At 62.6% G+C, this 17345-nt stretch carries 13 protein-coding genes; 2 read left to right on the top strand and 11 right to left on the bottom strand.

Going from position 1 to position 17345, the window contains the following annotated elements; translation table 11 throughout:
• Positions 1 to 39 precede the first annotated feature (39 nt).
• The 5 genes from F1002_RS07270 to F1002_RS07250 form a co-directional block, all read right to left on the bottom strand.
• Positions 40 to 894, bottom strand: coding sequence for a ParB/RepB/Spo0J family partition protein (locus tag F1002_RS07270; RefSeq protein WP_150428346.1), 855 nt, complete (start codon positions 892 to 894; stop codon positions 40 to 42).
• Positions 891 to 1652: a ParA family protein gene (locus tag F1002_RS07265; RefSeq protein WP_150428345.1), complete on the bottom strand. Its 762-nt coding sequence runs from the start codon at positions 1650 to 1652 to the stop codon at positions 891 to 893. Before F1002_RS07265 ends, F1002_RS07270 begins: the two co-directional genes overlap by 4 nt.
• Positions 1649 to 2260, bottom strand: a complete 612-nt coding sequence (rsmG, locus tag F1002_RS07260; RefSeq protein ID WP_150428344.1) for a 16S rRNA (guanine(527)-N(7))-methyltransferase RsmG — start codon at positions 2258 to 2260, stop codon at positions 1649 to 1651. The genes F1002_RS07265 and rsmG overlap by 4 nt, the downstream gene beginning before the upstream one ends.
• Before the next feature lie 2 nt (positions 2261 to 2262).
• On the bottom strand, positions 2263 to 4149 hold the full coding sequence (mnmG, locus tag F1002_RS07255; RefSeq protein WP_150428343.1) for a tRNA uridine-5-carboxymethylaminomethyl(34) synthesis enzyme MnmG: 1887 nt from the start codon (positions 4147 to 4149) through the stop codon (positions 2263 to 2265).
• 96 nt (positions 4150 to 4245) lie between these two features.
• Entirely contained in the window at positions 4246 to 5034 is a 789-nt protein-coding gene (locus F1002_RS07250) for an alpha/beta hydrolase (RefSeq protein ID WP_150428342.1), read from the bottom strand.
• Between the two features lie 147 nt (positions 5035 to 5181).
• Between F1002_RS07250 and F1002_RS07245 the strand changes: the two genes are divergently transcribed.
• Together F1002_RS07245 and F1002_RS07240 are read left to right on the top strand one after the other, a co-directional pair.
• A complete protein-coding gene (locus F1002_RS07245; RefSeq protein WP_150428341.1) occupies positions 5182 to 6894 on the top strand; it encodes a response regulator in 1713 nt (570 codons plus the stop codon).
• Positions 6895 to 7030: 136 nt separating this feature from the next.
• Entirely contained in the window at positions 7031 to 9322 is a 2292-nt protein-coding gene (locus F1002_RS07240) for a DUF6600 domain-containing protein (protein ID WP_150428340.1), read from the top strand.
• 340 nt (positions 9323 to 9662) lie between these two features.
• Here F1002_RS07240 and moaA read toward each other — a convergent pair whose 3' ends face one another.
• The 6 genes from moaA to fdnG all read right to left on the bottom strand — a co-directional run bounded on the left by moaA (position 9663) and on the right by fdnG (position 17167).
• Entirely contained in the window at positions 9663 to 10637 is a 975-nt protein-coding gene (moaA, locus tag F1002_RS07235) for a GTP 3',8-cyclase MoaA (protein ID WP_150428339.1), read from the bottom strand.
• Between the two features lie 34 nt (positions 10638 to 10671).
• A complete protein-coding gene (gene fdhE / locus F1002_RS07230) occupies positions 10672 to 11541 on the bottom strand; it encodes a formate dehydrogenase accessory protein FdhE (RefSeq protein ID WP_150428338.1) in 870 nt (289 codons plus the stop codon).
• A 27-nt stretch (positions 11542 to 11568) separates the two neighbouring features.
• The gene (gene fdhD / locus F1002_RS07225; protein WP_223879494.1) at positions 11569 to 12450 is read right to left on the bottom strand and encodes a formate dehydrogenase accessory sulfurtransferase FdhD; all 882 of its coding nucleotides are present in this window, start codon (positions 12448 to 12450) and stop codon (positions 11569 to 11571) included.
• A gap of 133 nt (positions 12451 to 12583) precedes the next feature.
• On the bottom strand, positions 12584 to 13204 hold the full coding sequence (locus F1002_RS07220) for a formate dehydrogenase subunit gamma (RefSeq protein WP_150428336.1): 621 nt from the start codon (positions 13202 to 13204) through the stop codon (positions 12584 to 12586).
• Positions 13201 to 14109, bottom strand: coding sequence for a formate dehydrogenase subunit beta (fdxH, locus tag F1002_RS07215; RefSeq protein ID WP_150428335.1), 909 nt, complete (start codon positions 14107 to 14109; stop codon positions 13201 to 13203). The genes F1002_RS07220 and fdxH overlap by 4 nt, the downstream gene beginning before the upstream one ends.
• Positions 14110 to 14119: 10 nt before the next feature.
• The gene (gene fdnG, locus F1002_RS07210) at positions 14120 to 17167 is read right to left on the bottom strand and encodes a formate dehydrogenase-N subunit alpha (RefSeq protein ID WP_150428652.1); all 3048 of its coding nucleotides are present in this window, start codon (positions 17165 to 17167) and stop codon (positions 14120 to 14122) included.
• Between the last annotated feature and the right edge of the window lie 178 nt (positions 17168 to 17345).

The following is a 17345-nucleotide window of genomic DNA, read 5'->3' as shown; positions in this document are numbered from 1 at the left end:
TTTCCCGTAGAGACAGTGCGTTACGTTTAGTGACATCGGTTACGTGGATAGGCGGGAGAGGAGACCATCGAGTTGCTCGAGGCTGCCGAATTCGATGGTGACCTTGCCGGCGCCTTTCTTGTTGGTCTTGATCTGCACGTTGGCACCCAAGCCGTCGGCGAGTTCTTCCTGGAGGCGAAGGAGGTCGCGGTCGACCGGCTGTTCGGCCGGCTTTCTGGCGGGACGGGTGATTTGTTGCACCAGTCGTTCCGCCTCGCGGACAGACAGCCCTTTCTGGACGATGCGCTGGGCTGCGGCGACCTGCTGGGCACTGTTGAGTGGCAGCAGCGCACGGGCGTGGCCCATGTCGAGTTTTCCGGACATGAGCAGCTCCTGGACCATGGGACTCAGCTGCAGGAGGCGGAGCAGGTTCGATGCGGCCGGACGGGAGCGGCCCACGGCATCGGCGGCCTGCTGGTGGGTCAGGCCGAATTCGTCGATCAGCCGCTGCAGTCCTTGGGCTTCCTCGAGCGGATTGAGATTTTCGCGCTGGATGTTTTCGATCAGCGCCATGGCCAGGGCCTGCTCGTCCGGGATGTCGCGGACGAGAACCGGCACTTCGGCCAGGCCGGCTTGCTGGGAGGCGCGCCAGCGGCGTTCGCCGGCGACGATTTCGTAGCGTTCGGCGCCGGGGGTCTTGTCGACGGCACGGACCAGGATCGGTTGCATGACGCCCTGAGCCTTGATCGAGGCCGCCAGTTCATCCAGCGATTCCTGGTCCATCCGGGTGCGCGGCTGGTATTTGCCGGGCTTGAGACGTTCGATGGGCAGGCTGCGCTGTTCGTCGGCGCGCTTTTCGTCGGTGCCGGCGAGCAAGGCGTCGAGGCCGCGGCCGAGTCCTTTCATCTTGATCATGCTGGAGTCCTTTCGAGGATTTCCCTGGCCAGGGCGGTGTAAGCCTGGGCACCCCTGGAGTTCTTGTCGAAGGCGATGACCGGCTTGCCGTAGGACGGCGCTTCGGCCAGGCGGACGTTGCGCGGCACGATGGTCCGGTAAACCTTGTTGCCGAAGTGCGTTTCGAGTTCGTTGGAGACCTGCTGGGTCAGCGTGCTCTGGCCGTTGTACATCGTACGCAGCAGCCCTTCGATTTCCAGGCGGGAATTCAGGCCATGGCGCACCTTGCGCAGGGTTTCGACGAGATCGGAGAGACCCTCCAGTGCGTAATATTCGCACTGCATGGGGATCAGCACCGAGTCGGCGGCGACCAGGGCATTGACGGTCAGCATGTTGAGGGCCGGCGGGCAATCGATCAGCACGAAGTCGTATTCGTCGTGGTTTTGCTGCAGGGCGGACTTGAGACGAAATTCGCGCTTGTCGAGCTCGATGAGTTCGACCTCGGCACCGGCCAGTTCGCGGTTGGCCGGCAGGATGTCGAATGCGAAATCGGTCTTGATGCACACCTCGACCAGCGATGCGGCACCGATCAGCAGCTGGTAGACCGTCGGCAGCGCTTCCTTCTTGGTGATGCCGGCACCCGTAGTGGCATTGCCCTGCGGGTCCATGTCGATAAGCAGGACGCGCTTGCCCTCGGCGCCCAGCGATGCGGCGAGGTTGACGGCGGTCGTGGTCTTGCCGACGCCGCCTTTCTGGTTGGTGATGGCGAGTACTTTCATGAGCCCGCTTTCAGGATGATGAGGTGTCTTTCGGCATCGAGGCCGGGAACGTGCAGCGGAATGACGTGCTCGACGATGATGTCGGCTGGCAGCGCCGCGATTTCGTCGTCCGGACGGACGCCCTTCATGGCCAGCCAGCGGCCGCCGGGGGCCAGCAACTGGCGAGTCAAGTCGGTGAACAGCTTGAGCTCGGCGAAGGCGCGCGAACTGATCTGGGCGTACTGACCCGGCAACTGTTCGACGCGGGCGTGGTGCGCGGAGACGTTCTTCAGCCCGAGCTGGATGGCGGCCTGCTGCAGGAAGGTTGCCTTTTTCTGCACGGTATCGACCATGCTCACCGACAAGTCGGGGCGGGCGATGGCCAGCGGGATGCCGGGCAGGCCGCCGCCCGAGCCGACGTCGAGCAGGGCGCCCGGGCCGACGTGCGGCAGGATGGCCAGCGAGTCGAGCAGATGATGCGAAATGGCTTGTTCGGGGTCGCGCAGTGCTGTCAGGTTATAGGTCTTGTTCCACTTGAGCAGCAGGTCGCGGAAGGCGAGCAGCTGGTCCTGCTGCCCGGTCGACAAGTCGATTCCGAGTTCGGCGAGGCCGGCCGACAGCGTGATCATGCTCAGGCCGCCTGCGACAGGTTATGTCGCTTGAGGTGGATGAGCAGCAGCGAAATCGCCGCGGGCGTGATGCCTTGAATCCGCGATGCCTGGCCGATGGTCTGCGGCTTGTGCTGGGCCAGCTTCTGCTTGACTTCGTTGGACAGGCCGGCCACCGCCGCGTAGTCGAGGTCGGCTGGCAGCACGGTGTTCTCGTAGCTGGCCGATTTGGCGACCTCCTCGGCCTGGCGGTCAATGTAGCCCTGGTACTTGGCCGAGATTTCCAGTTGCTCGACGACCAGCGGGTCGGTCTGGGCCTCGCCGGCACCGGGCAGGGTGAGCAGCTTGGCGTAGCTGACTTCCGGCCGGCGCAGCAGTTCGAACAGGTTGTATTCGTGTTCGATGGCCTTGCCGAGCACGCGGAGGCAGTCCTCGGCCGGCGTGATCTTCGGATTGACCCAGGTCGATTTCAGGCGCTCCTGTTCGCTGGCGATGGCATCGCGTTTGCGGCAGAAGGCGTCCCAGCGCGCGTCATCGACCAGGCCGAGACTGCGCCCCTGCTCGGTCAGGCGCAGGTCGGCATTGTCTTCGCGCAGGCTGAGGCGGTATTCGGCACGACTGGTGAACATGCGGTAGGGATCGGATACGCCGCGCGTGATCAGATCGTCGACCAGCACGCCGAGGTAGGCTTCGTTGCGCTTGGGGCACCAGCCGGCGCGGCCCTTGACGTAATTGACGGCATTGATGCCGGCAAGCAGGCCCTGTGCCGCCGCTTCCTCGTAGCCGGTCGTACCGTTGATCTGGCCGGCGAAAAACAGGCCGTTGACGGCCTTGGTCTCCAGTGTGTCCTTCAGGCCGCGCGGGTCGTAGAAATCGTATTCGATGGCGTAGCCGGGGCGCAGGATGTGCACATTCTCCATGCCGCGGATCGAACGTACCAGCGCCAGCTGGATATCGAAGGGCAGGCTGGTGGATACGCCGTTGGGGTAGATCTCGTGCGTCGTCAGGCCTTCCGGTTCAAGGAAGACGTTGTGCTGGTTGCGGTCGGCGAAACGGTGGATCTTGTCCTCGATCGACGGGCAGTAGCGCGGGCCGACGCCTTCGATGACGCCGGTGTACATCGGCGAGCGGTCCAGCCCGCTGCGGATGATGTCGTGCGTCTTCTCATTGGTTTCGGTAATCCAGCACGGCAGCTGCTTCGGATGCTGCGCGGCATTGCCGAGGAAGGAGAAGACCGGCAGCGGGTCGTCCGAATGCTGCTCCTCCATCACCGAGAAGTCGATGGTCTTGCCGTCCAGGCGCGGCGGGGTGCCGGTTTTCAGGCGGCCCTGCGGGAGGTTGAGTTCCTTCAGACGGGCGGCGAGCGACACGGAGGGCGGATCGCCCATGCGGCCGCCGGTGTAGTTTTCCAGCCCGACGTGGATCTTGCCGTTGAGGAAGGTGCCGGCGGTCAGCACCACGGCCTCGGCCATGAAGCGGATACCAAGCTGGGTGACGGCGCCGCAGACCTTGTCGCCTTCGACGATCAGATCATCGCAGGCCTGGGCGAAAATGGTCAGGTTGGGCTGGTTCTCGAGGCGCGTGCGGATGGCCTGCTTGTACAGCACGCGGTCGGCCTGGGCGCGGGTGGCGCGCACCGCCGGACCTTTCGAGGCATTGAGGATGCGGAACTGGATGCCGGATTCGTCCGTGGCGGCGGCCATGGCACCGCCCAGCGCATCGACTTCGCGTACCAGATGGCCCTTGCCGATGCCGCCGATCGACGGGTTGCAACTCATCGCCCCGAGCGTGTCGAGGTTATGGGTCAACAACAGCGTGTTCGCACCCGCCCGCGCTGCGGCCAGCGCGGCCTCTGTGCCGGCATGTCCGCCGCCGACAACGATGACATCGAAACGGGTGGGATAGAGCATGGAAATCGCGTGTTGCAGTGCAGTATCGGACCGCGGATTTTACGTCAGGGCGCTGAAAAATCACAGATTTATCATGCTCGGGGTGAGGGAGCGGGACTACTTTTGAGCAGCCCGGATCCATGCGGCGATTTGCGTCACGACCTCCTTCTCCTGCCCGTTGAAGCCATGGTAGGCATAGGCCTCGCAAGGGTCGCCCCGATTGGCGCCGCCCTGAAAACTCAACAAGGCGGTGCGCGGGAGGTGACGGAGCTTTGCCTGCAATTCCGGAAGGTCGGCATAGGCGCAATGGCTGCAGCCATCCTGTTCGTGATGGACCAGCAGCACCGGCAGGGTGAGTTGCTCCAGAGGCATGGCCGGTACGGGACGCCCCTTGTTGTCCCTGAGGATGGTGGCGGTCAGCACCAGGCCGTCCGGTCCTTCACGCCCTGCCAGGCGGGTGGCGAGGAAAGCGGCTGACTGCGTGCCGCGGCTGGTTCCGATCAGCCATACCGGTCCTTTGCCCTGGGCGCGCACCCAGGCGATCACCGCACCGATATCGGACGCATGCTCCGGTGTCTGGCGGAAGCCGGCCAGGTAAGGAGCAGTCTGGCGGTCGGATGGCGCGTCGACGATGACGACGTTCAGGCCCTGGTCGGCAAACAGCTGGCGGCTGCGGATCAGGAAATTCCCTTCACCCCAGCGGAAGGAGCCGTTCGGGAAAATGCCCAGTCCGCCGTGTCCACCGGCAAGAAGGATGACCGTCGCGTCCGAATTCGCGGCGGGAATGACCAGCAGTCGCTGGGTCACCTCCGGCCGTGTCGGGATGTCGATGACCGTCTGGGCGACGGCGCCGACGGGAAAGATCAAGCAGAGCCACGCCAGCAAGCTGCCCAGTACGGTTTTCATCGCGTCATGCCTCGCGTCCATGTCGAGTGGAGAGTATTCCAGACTATGGCTCCGGAATATATCCCGATCCCGACGGCGCCGTGCCCGGGTTGTCCCGGAAACTCCCAACGGCTTGCCCCGTCTGGCGTTCTCAAGTAATTTGATGCCATGAGCACCAGCCAAACCAAGGGCGCCAGTCCCCTCGACAACGATGAGATGCTGCTGGTTTTACAGCAGTCCTTGTCCAAGAAGCGCGTCCTGATCGTCGATCGCCATCCGCCGGCGCGGGATGCCTTGCGCCTGATGCTCGGGGCACTGGGGGTGACGGCCGTGCATGGTGCCGGCAACTCGGCCGAGGTGATCCGTCAGGTCAAGAGCAACCGCTTCGACATCATCCTGTCCGATTTCGTTCTCGACGACGGGCGGGACGGCCAGCAGCTGCTCGAAGAATTGCGCCACGCGCACCTGATTCCCTTGTCGACGGTGTACATGATCATCACCAGCGAGCGCAGTTACACCAATGTGGTGGCGCTGGCGGAACTGGCGCCGGATGACTACCTGATCAAGCCGTTTACTGCCGATCAACTGCAGAACCGGCTGGTCAGGGTGATCTACAAGAAGCATGTGCTGGGACGGATTTACGCGCAGATCGAGAATGGTGCGCTGGACGAAGCGATTGCCGCCTGCGACCGGGTGATCCAGCAGCAACCGCTGTATATGTACGATGGCTTGCGCTTCAAGGGAGAGTTGTTGCACCAGTTGGGCAGGACGCGCGAGGCCGAGGAAGTTTTCCGCCGCGTGCTCGAAGGGCGGGTCGTGCCCTGGGCCAAGATGGGCCTGGCGACGGCCTTGCGCGACCGCGGGGCACTCGATGAAGCCGAACAGCTGGCCGAGCAGGTGACGCAGGAAGCCCCGGAATTCATCTCGGCCTACGATTTCCTGGCCTCGGTGCACGAGGCGCAGGGCCGCCTTGCCGAAGCACAGCAGTCCTTGCAGCGGGCCGCCGACGCATCGCCGCATAACACCCTGCGGCAACGCATGGTGGGCGACGTGGCGGCGCGCAACAAGGATCTGCTGAGTGCCGAAAGAGCCTACGGCAAGGTCATCGAGCGCAGCAAAGGGTCCAGCCTGCGTACGGTGGACGACTTCGCCAACCTGTCGCGCGTGCTGGTCGAGCGCGGACACGTCGAGGCCTCGCGCAAGATCGCGGCAGAGATGAAGCGGGAATGGCGCGGCGACAAACAGGCCGAACTGGCGGCGCTGCTGACCGAAAGCCTGTGCCTGCATGCCGAGGGGGCCGAGGACAAGGCGAAAGGCTTGGTCGATCAGGCGCTGTCCTTGCAGAAACAGATTCGCGTCGAGGCCGCCGACAAGGGCAAGCATGTCTCGCAGAGGCTGGCGGTCGATCTGGCCCACGCCTGCTTTGCGACGGGCAAGGAGCGCGAGGCGAACCAGATCATGCGGCAGGTGGCGGCCGAAAACCATGAAGATTCCCACCTGATCAACCACATCACCAACGTTTTCGAGAAAACCGGGCAGGCCGAGGCGGGCAAGGCGATCCTCGATCAGGTCGGCAAGGAGATCGTCGACCTGAACAACCGCGGGGTCATGGCCGCCCGCAGTGGCGATTTCAAGGGGGCCGTCCAGCTGCTGATCCAGGCCGTGGAGCAGGTGCCCAACCTGCAATTCCTGGTCAATGCGGCCAAGGCCATATATACGCTGATGGACAAGCAGGGCTGGGATCCCGCGCTGGCCGAACAGGCACTCAATTACCTGCAGCGGGCGCAGCGCAAGGATCGCAAGAATCCGAAAGTGGCATCGGCACGGCAGTTGTACATGACGGTTGCCAAGAAATACGGCATTGCCATCGACAACAGCTGATTCCCGCTCCCGTTCGGGGGCGCAACATTTTGAAACCATTTTCCCCGGGCGGCCGATCATCCATTTGCCGGAGTGAAGCGTTGCTTGCTTGTCGCCTGCCTTGTGCGCAGGCCTTTCCCTTTTCCGGGAGTCCGCGATGTTGAAGTCCCTCCACCAGCTGTTTCTTGCCATCCTGTTGTTGGCGGCCTGGCCCGCGCTGGCGCAGACCGACCCGCCGAGTCGCGTCGGGCGCATTGCACATCTCGATGGCGATGTCGGCTTTCGGGTCGACCGGCGCGACGAGGGAGGGCCGGCAACGCTCAACTGGCCGGTCAGCAGTGGGGCCGTTCTCGATAGCGGCCGTAGCGGGCGGGCCGAAGTGTGGATCGGTTCGACCGCCTACCGCCTCAGCCGCGACAGCGAGGTCGAGTTTCCGGTCGTCGATGACCGCCGTGTCGATGTGCGTCTCAGCGGCGGCACGCTGGCGGTCAGCGTGCTCGACCGCGATCAGGCGGACGATGTGGAGGTGATGACGCCCGACGGCAACGTGCGATTCCAGACGCCGGGACGCTATCGCATCAATGTTTATGACGAGCGCAGCGAGCTGGTGGTTCTGGCCGGACGGGCGACCGTCGACAACGGCCGCCGAACCATCCCGGTGGCGGCGGGCCAGATGGCCGTTGTGGATAGCAATGGTGGCGAACGGCTGGAAGCGGCCCGGGCATACGACGGATTCGACCAGTGGGTGGCCCAGCGCGAGAACGCGACGTTGGCGGACACGGCGCGGCGCCATGTTTCGCCGCATATGACCGGCTACCAGGATCTCGACGCCTACGGCGATTGGCGAAGCACGAGCGACTACGGCACCGTCTGGTACCCGCGCGCAGTTGCCAGCGACTGGGCGCCCTATCGCCAGGGTCGCTGGGCGTGGGTTCCCCCTTGGGGCTGGACGTGGATTGACCAGGCACCCTGGGGTTTCGCCCCCTTCCACTATGGGCGTTGGGCCTTCATCGCCGGGCGCTGGGCCTGGGTCCCGGGACGCGTGGTGGCGCGCCCGGTCTACGCGCCGGCGCTGGTCGGCTGGGTCGGCAATCCGGGCTGGAGCGTCAGCTTCAGCTTCGGCTCGGCGCCCGCCGTCGGCTGGTTTCCTCTCGCCCCGCGCGAAGTCTATGTCCCGGCCTATCGTTACAGCCCGAGCTATGTCCGGCAGATCAACGTCACGCAGGTTACCAACGTGATCCACATCGACCGGGTCGTGCGCGGCGCCCCACCGGCCTATGCCCATCACGCCATGCCGCAGGCCGTGACCGTCGTGCCGACCACCCAGATGCGCGAAGGTCGGCCGATCACGAGCAGCGAAATCCGCCATCAGGATCGTCGCGACCTGAGCGGTGCCCCACTCGCCCGCCAGGCCCCCAGCACCCAGTGGCTAGCGCCCGCGCCAGCCGCATTGCGCCCGCACGACGGCGAACGTGGCGAGCAACGTCAGCGCGGTCGAGATTTCGACGGCCAACGCAATCCGGACGGCATGCCAGGCGCCGATGGCCGTGGCCGCCCGACGGAAAACGCAGCCCAGCCCTCGCGCCGTGAAAATGGTCCCCGTCCGGCGGATGCCCCGCAGGAAAACCGGCCGGGGAGCCTGCGCCCGCAGGACGCCGCCGGCGAGTCGCGCCGCGAATTTTTCCGCCGCCAGCAGGAGGGCCGCTCCGATAACGGCAGCGTCCCTCCCGAATTGCGTCGCGACGAACGTTCCCCGCCGGCCGTTACGCCGTCGGAGCGCCAGCAACGGCGCGATATGCGCGAAATGCAATATCAGGAGCGGCAATCGCGTCAGCCGGAAAGCTCGGGTGCGCCGCAGCCGGTCGGGCCGCGTGATACGTCTCGTCCCCAGGATGGCATGGCCCCGAGTGCACCGGTTCGCCGGGAAATACCGGCTACCGAGATGCGTCGGGACGATAGGCCGCCAGCCTTCACCTCGCAGGAGCGCGAGCAGCGCCGTGAAATGCGCGAGATGCAGCGCATGGAGCGCCAGGCTCAACCGCCATCCAGTGTCGGTACGCCGCAAATCGCTCCGCCGCGCGAGATGTACCGCCCGCAGGAGACCCAGTCGGCACCTGCCCCGCTCCGCCGGGAGATGCCGCCTCCAGAAATGCGCCGGGAAGAGCGTTCGCAACCCGCCTTCCCGATGCAGGAGCGCGAGCAGCGTCGGGAAATGCCGCGCGAGATGCCGCGTGCGGAACGCCCCGTTCAGCCACAGCCGGCCCCGGTCATGACGCCCCAGTCCGTGCCGCAAAGGGAAATGCCCCGTCCTACGCCGGAAGTGAGGATGCCGCCACCGCAACCGGCCGCTCCGCCCTCACCCAGAGCCGAGCCGCCTCGTCAGCAGCCAGCGCCGCAGGGTGGCAATGAGCCGCACCGGCGTCGCGATGAGGAACGGGGTCAGCGGTAAGTTTTGGCTTTGGGGACAATGCATCGTGCGATATTCCTGCTAGCAGGCAAGTCTGGTTTAGACCCAAAGAGATGTTCACCGTTTCGTCGATCCTATGGCTGACTACTGAGCAGACCGGAGGCTCGGTTTTAAAACTGACTGCGCACTCTTCTACCTACGCTGACTTTCGACCGGTGGTGGAGATCCGGCGGCAATACAGGTATTAATTGCCGCTCGGTCGCTTCTCGAGTTCAATACCTTCGTTCGTTTAGTGCCGAAGGAATGGCGCCAGCACAGAACAGAGACTCCACGTCTTTGAGTTTTATGTTTATGGATCAGTCTTTCTTGTACAGAAGTTCGATTACCCACCTGTTTTGGACATCGGCCTGATGAGCATGGCCGGCCGCTCATTGAACTCGTGTCGTTCCGGCTTTCTGGCGATACCTAGCAAGAGAGCGGCATCCAGTTCATCGTCCGTCGCCCCGGAACGCATGAGTTCGCGGAAATCCAGACGATGCTCTTGCCCAAGACAAAGGTGCAGCGAGCCCTCCACCGTCAGTCGAACTCGGTTGCAGGTTGCACAAAAATGCTGGGAAAGTGGCGTAATGAAGCCGATGCTGAAGCGTTGATCCGAACTGACCAGATAGCGGGCGGGACCACCGCCCGGAATGACACCGTCGAGCAGAGCAAAGCGGTTCTTGATTTTCGTGATCAGCGGTTGAAGGCTGGAAGATCCCATTTGGCGTGCTGCCTCTCCCATGGGCATGTTCTCGATCAGGCGAAGAATGAAGCCGCGTTCCCGGCAATACGCGATCATCGCTTCCAGTTCCGCCCAAGTGCTTTCATTGAGCCAAACCATGTTGATCTTCGTTGACTTGAAACCCTCGGCCGAAATCTGATCCAGTCCGGCCAGGACGTTCGACAGCGCATCCCGCTTGGCTATTCGGGCAAAACGGGCGGCATCCAGGGTATCGAGGCTCACGTTGAAGCGTGTGAGCCCTGCCGCCTTGAGTGCCTTGGCATGTTTGCTCAATTGCGTACCGTTGGTGCTCAGGGCAATGTCGGTAATGCCGTCAATTTTGGCCAGCATGCCGACCAATTCGGGCAAACCTGCCCGCAGCAATGGCTCGCCGCCGGTGAGACGAATCCGCTTCAACCCATGGCGTGAAAAAATGCGAACCAATCGCGCAATTTCAGTGAAGCGCAACCAGTCTTTGGGAGTCTCGTAATCCGTAAAACCTTCCGGCATGCAATAGCTGCAACGCAAGTCGCAGCGGTCGGTTACTGAAATCCGGAGGTAATCGATCTGGCGCCCGAAATTGTCGATCAGGGGCATGGTGCACCTCGATGAATTGATCGACGACTTTGCCTCAAACACAGTCCCCTTCAATCAGCAAAGGATTGGGCGCCCCCCTGGCAAATCCCTGCTCACCGACCAATACGTCCAGTGCAAGGGAGGCCAGATCGTCGCCGAGCGGATCGAGCTGGAGGTCCTTGCTTTGGAAAAACGTCTTGATATAGCCGTGACACTGATCGCAGGTTTCAGCCTGGACTGCTTCATTGCCGCCTTCGATGCTCCAATAGTTGACGACGCTGCCGTCAGCACAGAAGGTGCAACGTGCCCGCACCGCATTCCAGCGGGTCGCGCACAAACCGCATTCCAGGTAGCGTAAGCCCGTGTTACCCGTTCCCGCCAGCACGATGCTGGCAACCGGAGCGCTTCCGCAGCAAGGACAGCAATCGCGATGCTCCAATTGCGTGAATTCGGGCAAGGCCAATTGACACGCTCCGGCCAACCAGACTACCTGGAGGGCGGCAGCGACGAGGAGATCGCTCGCTTCCCGAGGGGCTTCGGCGGCTGATCCGGCAGCATGGGCGATGCATTGACGCCCTTTGAGGGACAGTCGATTAGCGTCTTGCTCCGGAGCAGAAACGTCCATCGCTACCGTCAACTCCCGGTATACGGCTTGCCATGCTTGGTCGAGCTGGAGGTTGTCGATCTTCAACAACGGCCGGGAGGGATCAATCAAGCCGTCGAAGTGCAGCTCTAGAGCCGGCACGGTGGCCAGCGCCTTGTGCTGGGCTTCGGCAAGATCGGCCAGCCAGTTGAGCCAGGCGCCCAAGGAGTGATCGGACGCCAGAACGCGCAGTCGTGCGGCGCGCTGAGCGAACAAATCGGCTTTGGGCGTCAACACGGAGGCAGTGGTGGCGGAGGATGGCAGTGTTTCGGCAAATGTCATGGGGGATTTGATCGATGGAATGGGTGATTACATGATGGGCTGATAGCCACGGGGTTCCACGGCGGCATTGCCCAGTCGCTCGGTGCAGCTATAAGCGACCACTTGGTTGGAACGGGCAAACCCGATCAGCAGGATTCCGACAGCTTCCGCCTGTCGAATCGCCAGGGCGGTGGGCGCAGATACCGCGACCAGGGTGGCAATGCCGGCGGTAGCGGCTTTCTGCACCATTTCATAAGACGCACGGCTGGTGATCAGCGCAAATCCATCCGGACGCGCCTGCTTTTGGCGGGACAGGGCGCCGATCAGCTTGTCGAGTGCGTTGTGACGCCCGACATCTTCGCGCAGGCACACCACGTTGCCCTGACGATCGACCCAGGCCGCGCCATGTGCCGAACCGGTTTGCTGGCGCATCGTCTGCCAGTGCGGGAGCTGGCGCAGCCCTTCGGCAACCGCGTCGACCGACAATATCCAGTCGGTCGGTGCCAGCCGGCCATGGGGAATTCTCGTCACATTGGCCAGGCTATCCACCCCGCACAAGCCGCAACCGGTTCGTCCGGCCAGATTCCGGCGGCGCTCCTTGAGTGCCATGAAGCGAGCCGGTGCAATGTCCATCTCGATCGAGATGCCATCGCAGGTATGGCGCACTTCCAGGTCGTAGAGTTCGCGGGAATGCGCGAGGATCGATTCGCCCAGGCTGAAACCGAGCGCAAAGTCCTCCAGATCGGTTGGCGAAGCCAGCATCACGGCATGGGAAATACCGTTGTAGACCATGGCCACCGGCACTTCTTCAATGACTTCGTCCTCGACCATCGCATGATGGCCGGACTGAATGCGAAGGACATTGCGCACAGCCGTTGGCGCAGGCAGGCGTCCGTCGTCAGCCGATATCGCCTCGGGGTAATCAAGCATTGAAGCATTCATGATTTGCTTTCAAAAAAGAGGGGGGCCGCGATGACTTGCTGCACACCCCTTGAACGCAAGGAAAATCTCATCGTTGGAACCGTCCGGGGAGCAAGTCACTGTCGCTCGCTCCCCTTCCGTTCTACTTGCCAGTGACCTGGCGGTACCAGCCACGGTGATGCTGCTTGGCCCAGCCCCGGGTGACCGTGCCGTACCACATGGCGCGTATGGTGCCCTTGACCCAGATGGCGGCATAGACGTGGACCATGATCAGCGCGATCATCACGGCGCCGGCAGCGGCATGCACGACTGCACCGAGGCGAACCAGGGTGATGTCGAAGCCGAACCAGGCGCGCCAGATGGCAAGGCCCGACAGCGTCATCAGCAACATGCACACGGCAAGCGCCCAGAACATCACTTTCTGGCCGCCGTTGTACTTGCCCTGTTCCGGCATGTCGTGGTCGTTGCCGTCCACCATGTTCTTGGCCTTGGCCAGCCACTCCTTGTCCGCCGGCGTCATTGTGTTCAGATGCTTGAAGCGCAGGAAGATGATCAGGAAGGCTGCCGCCATCAGCACCCCGATGTAGGGGTGGATGATGCGGGCCCAGACCGGGCCGCCGAACAGCTGGGTCAGCGGGAAGAACGCCGGGTGGAAGAAGGCCAGTCCGGAGAGCGCGAGCAGGATGAAGCTGATGCCGATCGTCCAGTGATTGGCCCGTTCGGAAGCGTTGTAGCGCTTGAGGTCTTTCGGGTCGCGGATCATTTTGCTTCCTCCTTGTCTTCTGCCTCGATCTCGTCTTCGATCTCCTTCGAGACCTCGTTCGGCCCCTTGGTCACGTAATGGAACAGGCTGCCCAGGGCAACGCCGGCCAGTGCCAGCGTGGCGAGCGGCTTGGCGACGCCCTTCCAGAGTCCGACCAGTGGGCTGATCGACGGGTCCTTCGGCAAGCCGTTGTACAACTCCGGCTGGTCGGCGTGGTGCAGCACGTACATGACGTGCGTACCGCCGACACCCTGCGGGTCGTACAGGCCGGCATTGGGGTAGCCACGTGCCTTCAGATCCTTGACGCGATCCTCGGCCACCAGCTTCATGTCTTCCTTGGTTCCGAACTGGATGGCTCCGGTCGGGCATGTCTTGACGCAGGACGGCTCCTGGCCGACAGCCAGACGGTCCGAGCACAGCGTGCACTTGTAGGCCTTGTTGTCTTCCTTGTTGATCCGCGGCACATTGAACGGGCAGCCGGTGACGCAATAGCCGCAACCGATACATTGCTCGGACTGGAAGTCGACGACGCCGTTGGCGTACTGGATGATCGCGCCGGGCGACGGACAGGCCTTCAGGCAGCCCGGATCAGCGCAATGCATGCAGCCGTCCTTGCGGATCAGCCATTGCAGACGGCCACCTTCACTCTGGTGCTCGGCGAAGCGCATCACCGTCCAGCTCTTGGCGGTGAGGTCGACCGGGTTATCGTAGATGCCGTGGTTATGACCAACTTCGTCGCGCAGGTCGTTCCATTCCGAACAGGCCACCTGACAGCCTTTGCAGCCGATACAGATGGATACGTCGATCAGTTTGGCGACTTCCAGCTTGTGGTCGCGGACCTGCGGCGGCGGCGTCAGGCTGGAGGTGGCCGAACGCCGGATGATGTCTTGGGATTGCATGGACATGGTGGTTTCCTCAAGCCTTCTCGATGTTAACTAGGAAAGCCTTGTATTCAGGCGTATGGGTGTTGGCGTCGCCGACACGCGGACTCAGGATGTTGGCCAGGAAGCCCTTGCGGGTTGTTCCCTCGAATCCCCAGTGCACCGGAATACCGACCTGTTCAACCTCCTGCCCGGCCACCTGCAGGGTCATCACCCGCTTGGTCACCACCGCCTTGCCACGGATGTGGCCACGCTTGCTGGACACCTTGATGAGGTCGCCAGCCTTGATGCCTTTGCTGGCCGCCAGCTTCTCGCTGATCTCGACGAACTGTTCCGGCTGGACCACGGCATTGAGGTGCGCATGCTTGGTCCAGTGGCGGAACATCTCGGTAATCGAATACGAGGTCGCGACGTAAGGGAACTCGTTGCGGCTGCCGAAGGACTCCTTGTCGTCCTTGAAGATGCGTGCCACCGGGCTCTTGCCGCTTCCGGAATGCAGCGGATTGGCCGGGATCGGGCTTTCCTCGGGCTCGTAGTGCTCGGGGAAGGGGCCATCAGTCATCGCGCCCAGCGAGAACAGGTGACCAACACCGTCCTGCAACATGATGAACGGGCTCACCCCGCTCCCCGGCGCGATGGTTGGCGGGAAGTCGGGCACATCGGCACCACCCCACTTGACGCCATCCCAGTGCAGGAACTTGCGATTCGGATCCCACGGCTTGCCGGATGGATCGGCCGAGGCGCGGTTGTAAAGCAGACGGCGGTTGGCCGGCCAGGCGAAACCCCAACCCGGCGTGTTGCCAAGGCCGGTATCTGTATTGTCGCGGCGGGCCATCATGTTGCCGGCCTGCGTCCATTGGCCGGTATAAATCCAGCACAGGCTGCTGGTGGTCCCGTCGTCGCGCAGGTGGGCGAAGCTGGACAGCAGCTCGCCCTTCTTGGCGACCGGGTTACCCTTGTCGTCGAACAGGTCAGCCAGTGCATAACCGTTGAGCTGTTTGGCGACCTCTTCCGGATGCGGATCCTTCGGATCGTGGTAATGCCAGTCCACGTTCATCAGCGGCTCGGGGCAAATGCCGCCTTCCTTGGCGTAGAGATCACGCAGCTTCATCAGCAGCGAACCGAGGAACTTGCCGTCGTGCCAGGCTTCATGCGGCGGCGTCTGTGCCGCCCAATGCCACTGTAGCCAGCGCGCGGAATTCGCGATCGAGCCGTTCTCCTCGGCAAAGCAGGAAGACGGCAGGCGGAATACGGTGGTCTGAATTTCGGCCGGATTGACGTCGTTGAATTCACCGTGGTTCTGCCAGAACGACGAGGTTTCGGTCTGCAGCGGATCGATCACGACCAGGTACTTGAGCTTGGCCAGCCCCGAGCGCACCTTGCCCGACGAGGCGGCGGCGGCGATCACGTTGAAACCCTGGATGATGTAGCCGTTGGCCTTGCCCTTGTTCATCTGCTCGACGAAAGCCATCACGTCGTAGCTGCGGTCCCACTTGGGCAACCAGTGATAGCCCCACTCGTTGTCAGCGGTAGCCTTGTCGCCCCACATGCCCTTGAGGAAGCTGACCATGAACTTGGAGGTGTTTTTCCAGTAGTTAATCTGTTTGTCTGCCAAGGTCTTGGGTGTACGCTGCTCAAGATAAGTTTTCAGCGATTCCTGGTTGTCGTTGGGCAGCGTCAGGTAACCGGGCAGCATGGTGGTCAGTACGCCCAGGTCGGTGAAACCCTGCACGTTGGAATGGCCGCGCAACGCATTGATGCCGCCGCCTGGCATACCGATGTTGCCGAGCAGCAACTGGACGATGGCCGAGGCGCGGATCATCTGCGAACCGCCGACGTGCTGGGTCCAGCCCAGCGCGTAAAGGATGCTGGTAGTTTTGTCGGGAACGCAGGTCGAGGCCAGCTTTTCGCAGACATGCAGGAAATCGGCCTTGGGCGTACCGCAGATGTTGCTGACCATCTCCGGCGTGTAGCGCTCGACGTGCTTCTTGAGCAGGTTGAAGACGCAACGTGGGTGCTGCAGCGTTTCATCGCGCAGCGCATAGCCGTCAGCCCCAAGTTCGTAGGCCCAGGACGACCGGTCATAGCTGCGCTTTTCGGCGTCGTAGCCGCTGAACAATCCATTCTCGAAAACGTAGTCCTCGCGCACGATCAACGGCGCATTGGTGTTGGCCTTGACGTATTCGTGCTGAATCTTGTCCTGGCTCAGCAGGTAATTGGCGACGCCAAGCAGGAAGGCGGTATCGGCGCCGGCGCGGATCGGGGAATAGAAGTCGGAGACCGCGGCGGTACGGTTGAAGCGCGGATCGACGACCATCATGTAGGCATTGTTGCGAATTTTCGCTTCCACCGCCCACTTGAAGCCGACCGGGTGAGCCTCGGCCGGGTTGCCACCCATCACCAGGATCACGTTGGCGTTCTTGATATCCACCCAGTTATTGGTCATCGCACCCCGCCCGAAGGATGGTGCCAGACCGGCCACTGACGGGCCATGACAGAGGCGCGCCTGGTTTTCAAGGTGCACCATGCCGAGCGCGCGGGCAAACTTGACGTCGAGGATGCCAGTTTCGTTACTGGCGGCCGAGGAGCCAAGGAAGCCAGTGGTCGCCCAGCGGTTGACCAACTGCCCCTTCTCGTTCTTCTCGATGAAATTGGCGTCCCGGTCATCCTTCATCAGACGCGCAATGCGATCAAGCGCCTCATTCCAGGAAATGCGCTTCCACTCGTTGCTGCCGGCCTCGCGCACTTCCGGGTATTTCAGGCGCTGCGAACTGTGAACGAAGTCGAGAATGCCGGCCCCCTTCGGGCACAGCGAACCCCGGCTGACCGGATGGTCCGGATCACCTTCGATGTGGAAGATTTTCTTCTTGGCGTTCTTGGCACCGTCACCCAGGCTGTAAATCAGGATGCCGCAACCGACCGAGCAGTAGGTGCAGTTGTTGCGTGTTTCCGTGGCACGAAACAGCTTGTACTGGCGCACTTCGGCCCGCGCCGCCGTCGGCATCACACCGACTACGGCAATGCTGGATGCCCCAAGCCCCGCAGCCGAGATTTTGAAGAACTGCCGCCGGTTGATTTTGATCCCCGCAGCGGCCTTTTCCTTGTTATCCATAAAAGTCTCCAAATTGATCCTCGAAAATGGAACTTTTCAAGTGCGAACGGATCAATGGCTGGAGACATTGCTGGATTACCGGCTATCGATCTGGACGCTCTCGACCTTGTATGCCGCTGGCACGAACATGCAAGGAAGCTCCGGCTTT

The organism is Dechloromonas sp. CZR5, from assembly GCF_008711155.1.
In the GTDB taxonomy this organism is placed as follows: Bacteria; Pseudomonadota; Gammaproteobacteria; order Burkholderiales; family Rhodocyclaceae; genus Azonexus.
The sequence above is the reverse complement of the archived record's forward strand: the minus strand, read 5'-3'. Positions and strand labels throughout refer to the sequence as shown.

What these genes read in the sequence shown, in the direction of transcription:
- F1002_RS07245 (WP_150428341.1), top strand. Translation starts at nt 5,182, where the DNA reads ATGAGCACCAGCCAAACCAAGGGCGCCAGTCCCCTCGACAACGATGAG.
- F1002_RS07250 (WP_150428342.1), bottom strand. Translation starts at nt 5,034, where the DNA reads ATGAAAACCGTACTGGGCAGCTTGCTGGCGTGGCTCTGCTTGATCTTT.
- F1002_RS07240 (WP_150428340.1), top strand. Translation starts at nt 7,031, where the DNA reads ATGTTGAAGTCCCTCCACCAGCTGTTTCTTGCCATCCTGTTGTTGGCG.
- F1002_RS07270 (WP_150428346.1), bottom strand. Translation starts at nt 894, where the DNA reads ATGATCAAGATGAAAGGACTCGGCCGCGGCCTCGACGCCTTGCTCGCC.
- fdhD (WP_223879494.1), bottom strand. Translation starts at nt 12,450, where the DNA reads ATGCTTGATTACCCCGAGGCGATATCGGCTGACGACGGACGCCTGCCT.
- fdhE (WP_150428338.1), bottom strand. Translation starts at nt 11,541, where the DNA reads ATGACATTTGCCGAAACACTGCCATCCTCCGCCACCACTGCCTCCGTG.
- fdxH (WP_150428335.1), bottom strand. Translation starts at nt 14,109, where the DNA reads ATGTCCATGCAATCCCAAGACATCATCCGGCGTTCGGCCACCTCCAGC.
- F1002_RS07265 (WP_150428345.1), bottom strand. Translation starts at nt 1,652, where the DNA reads ATGAAAGTACTCGCCATCACCAACCAGAAAGGCGGCGTCGGCAAGACC.
- moaA (WP_150428339.1), bottom strand. Translation starts at nt 10,637, where the DNA reads ATGCCCCTGATCGACAATTTCGGGCGCCAGATCGATTACCTCCGGATT.
- mnmG (WP_150428343.1), bottom strand. Translation starts at nt 4,149, where the DNA reads ATGCTCTATCCCACCCGTTTCGATGTCATCGTTGTCGGCGGCGGACAT.
- rsmG (WP_150428344.1), bottom strand. Translation starts at nt 2,260, where the DNA reads ATGATCACGCTGTCGGCCGGCCTCGCCGAACTCGGAATCGACTTGTCG.
- F1002_RS07220 (WP_150428336.1), bottom strand. Translation starts at nt 13,204, where the DNA reads ATGATCCGCGACCCGAAAGACCTCAAGCGCTACAACGCTTCCGAACGG.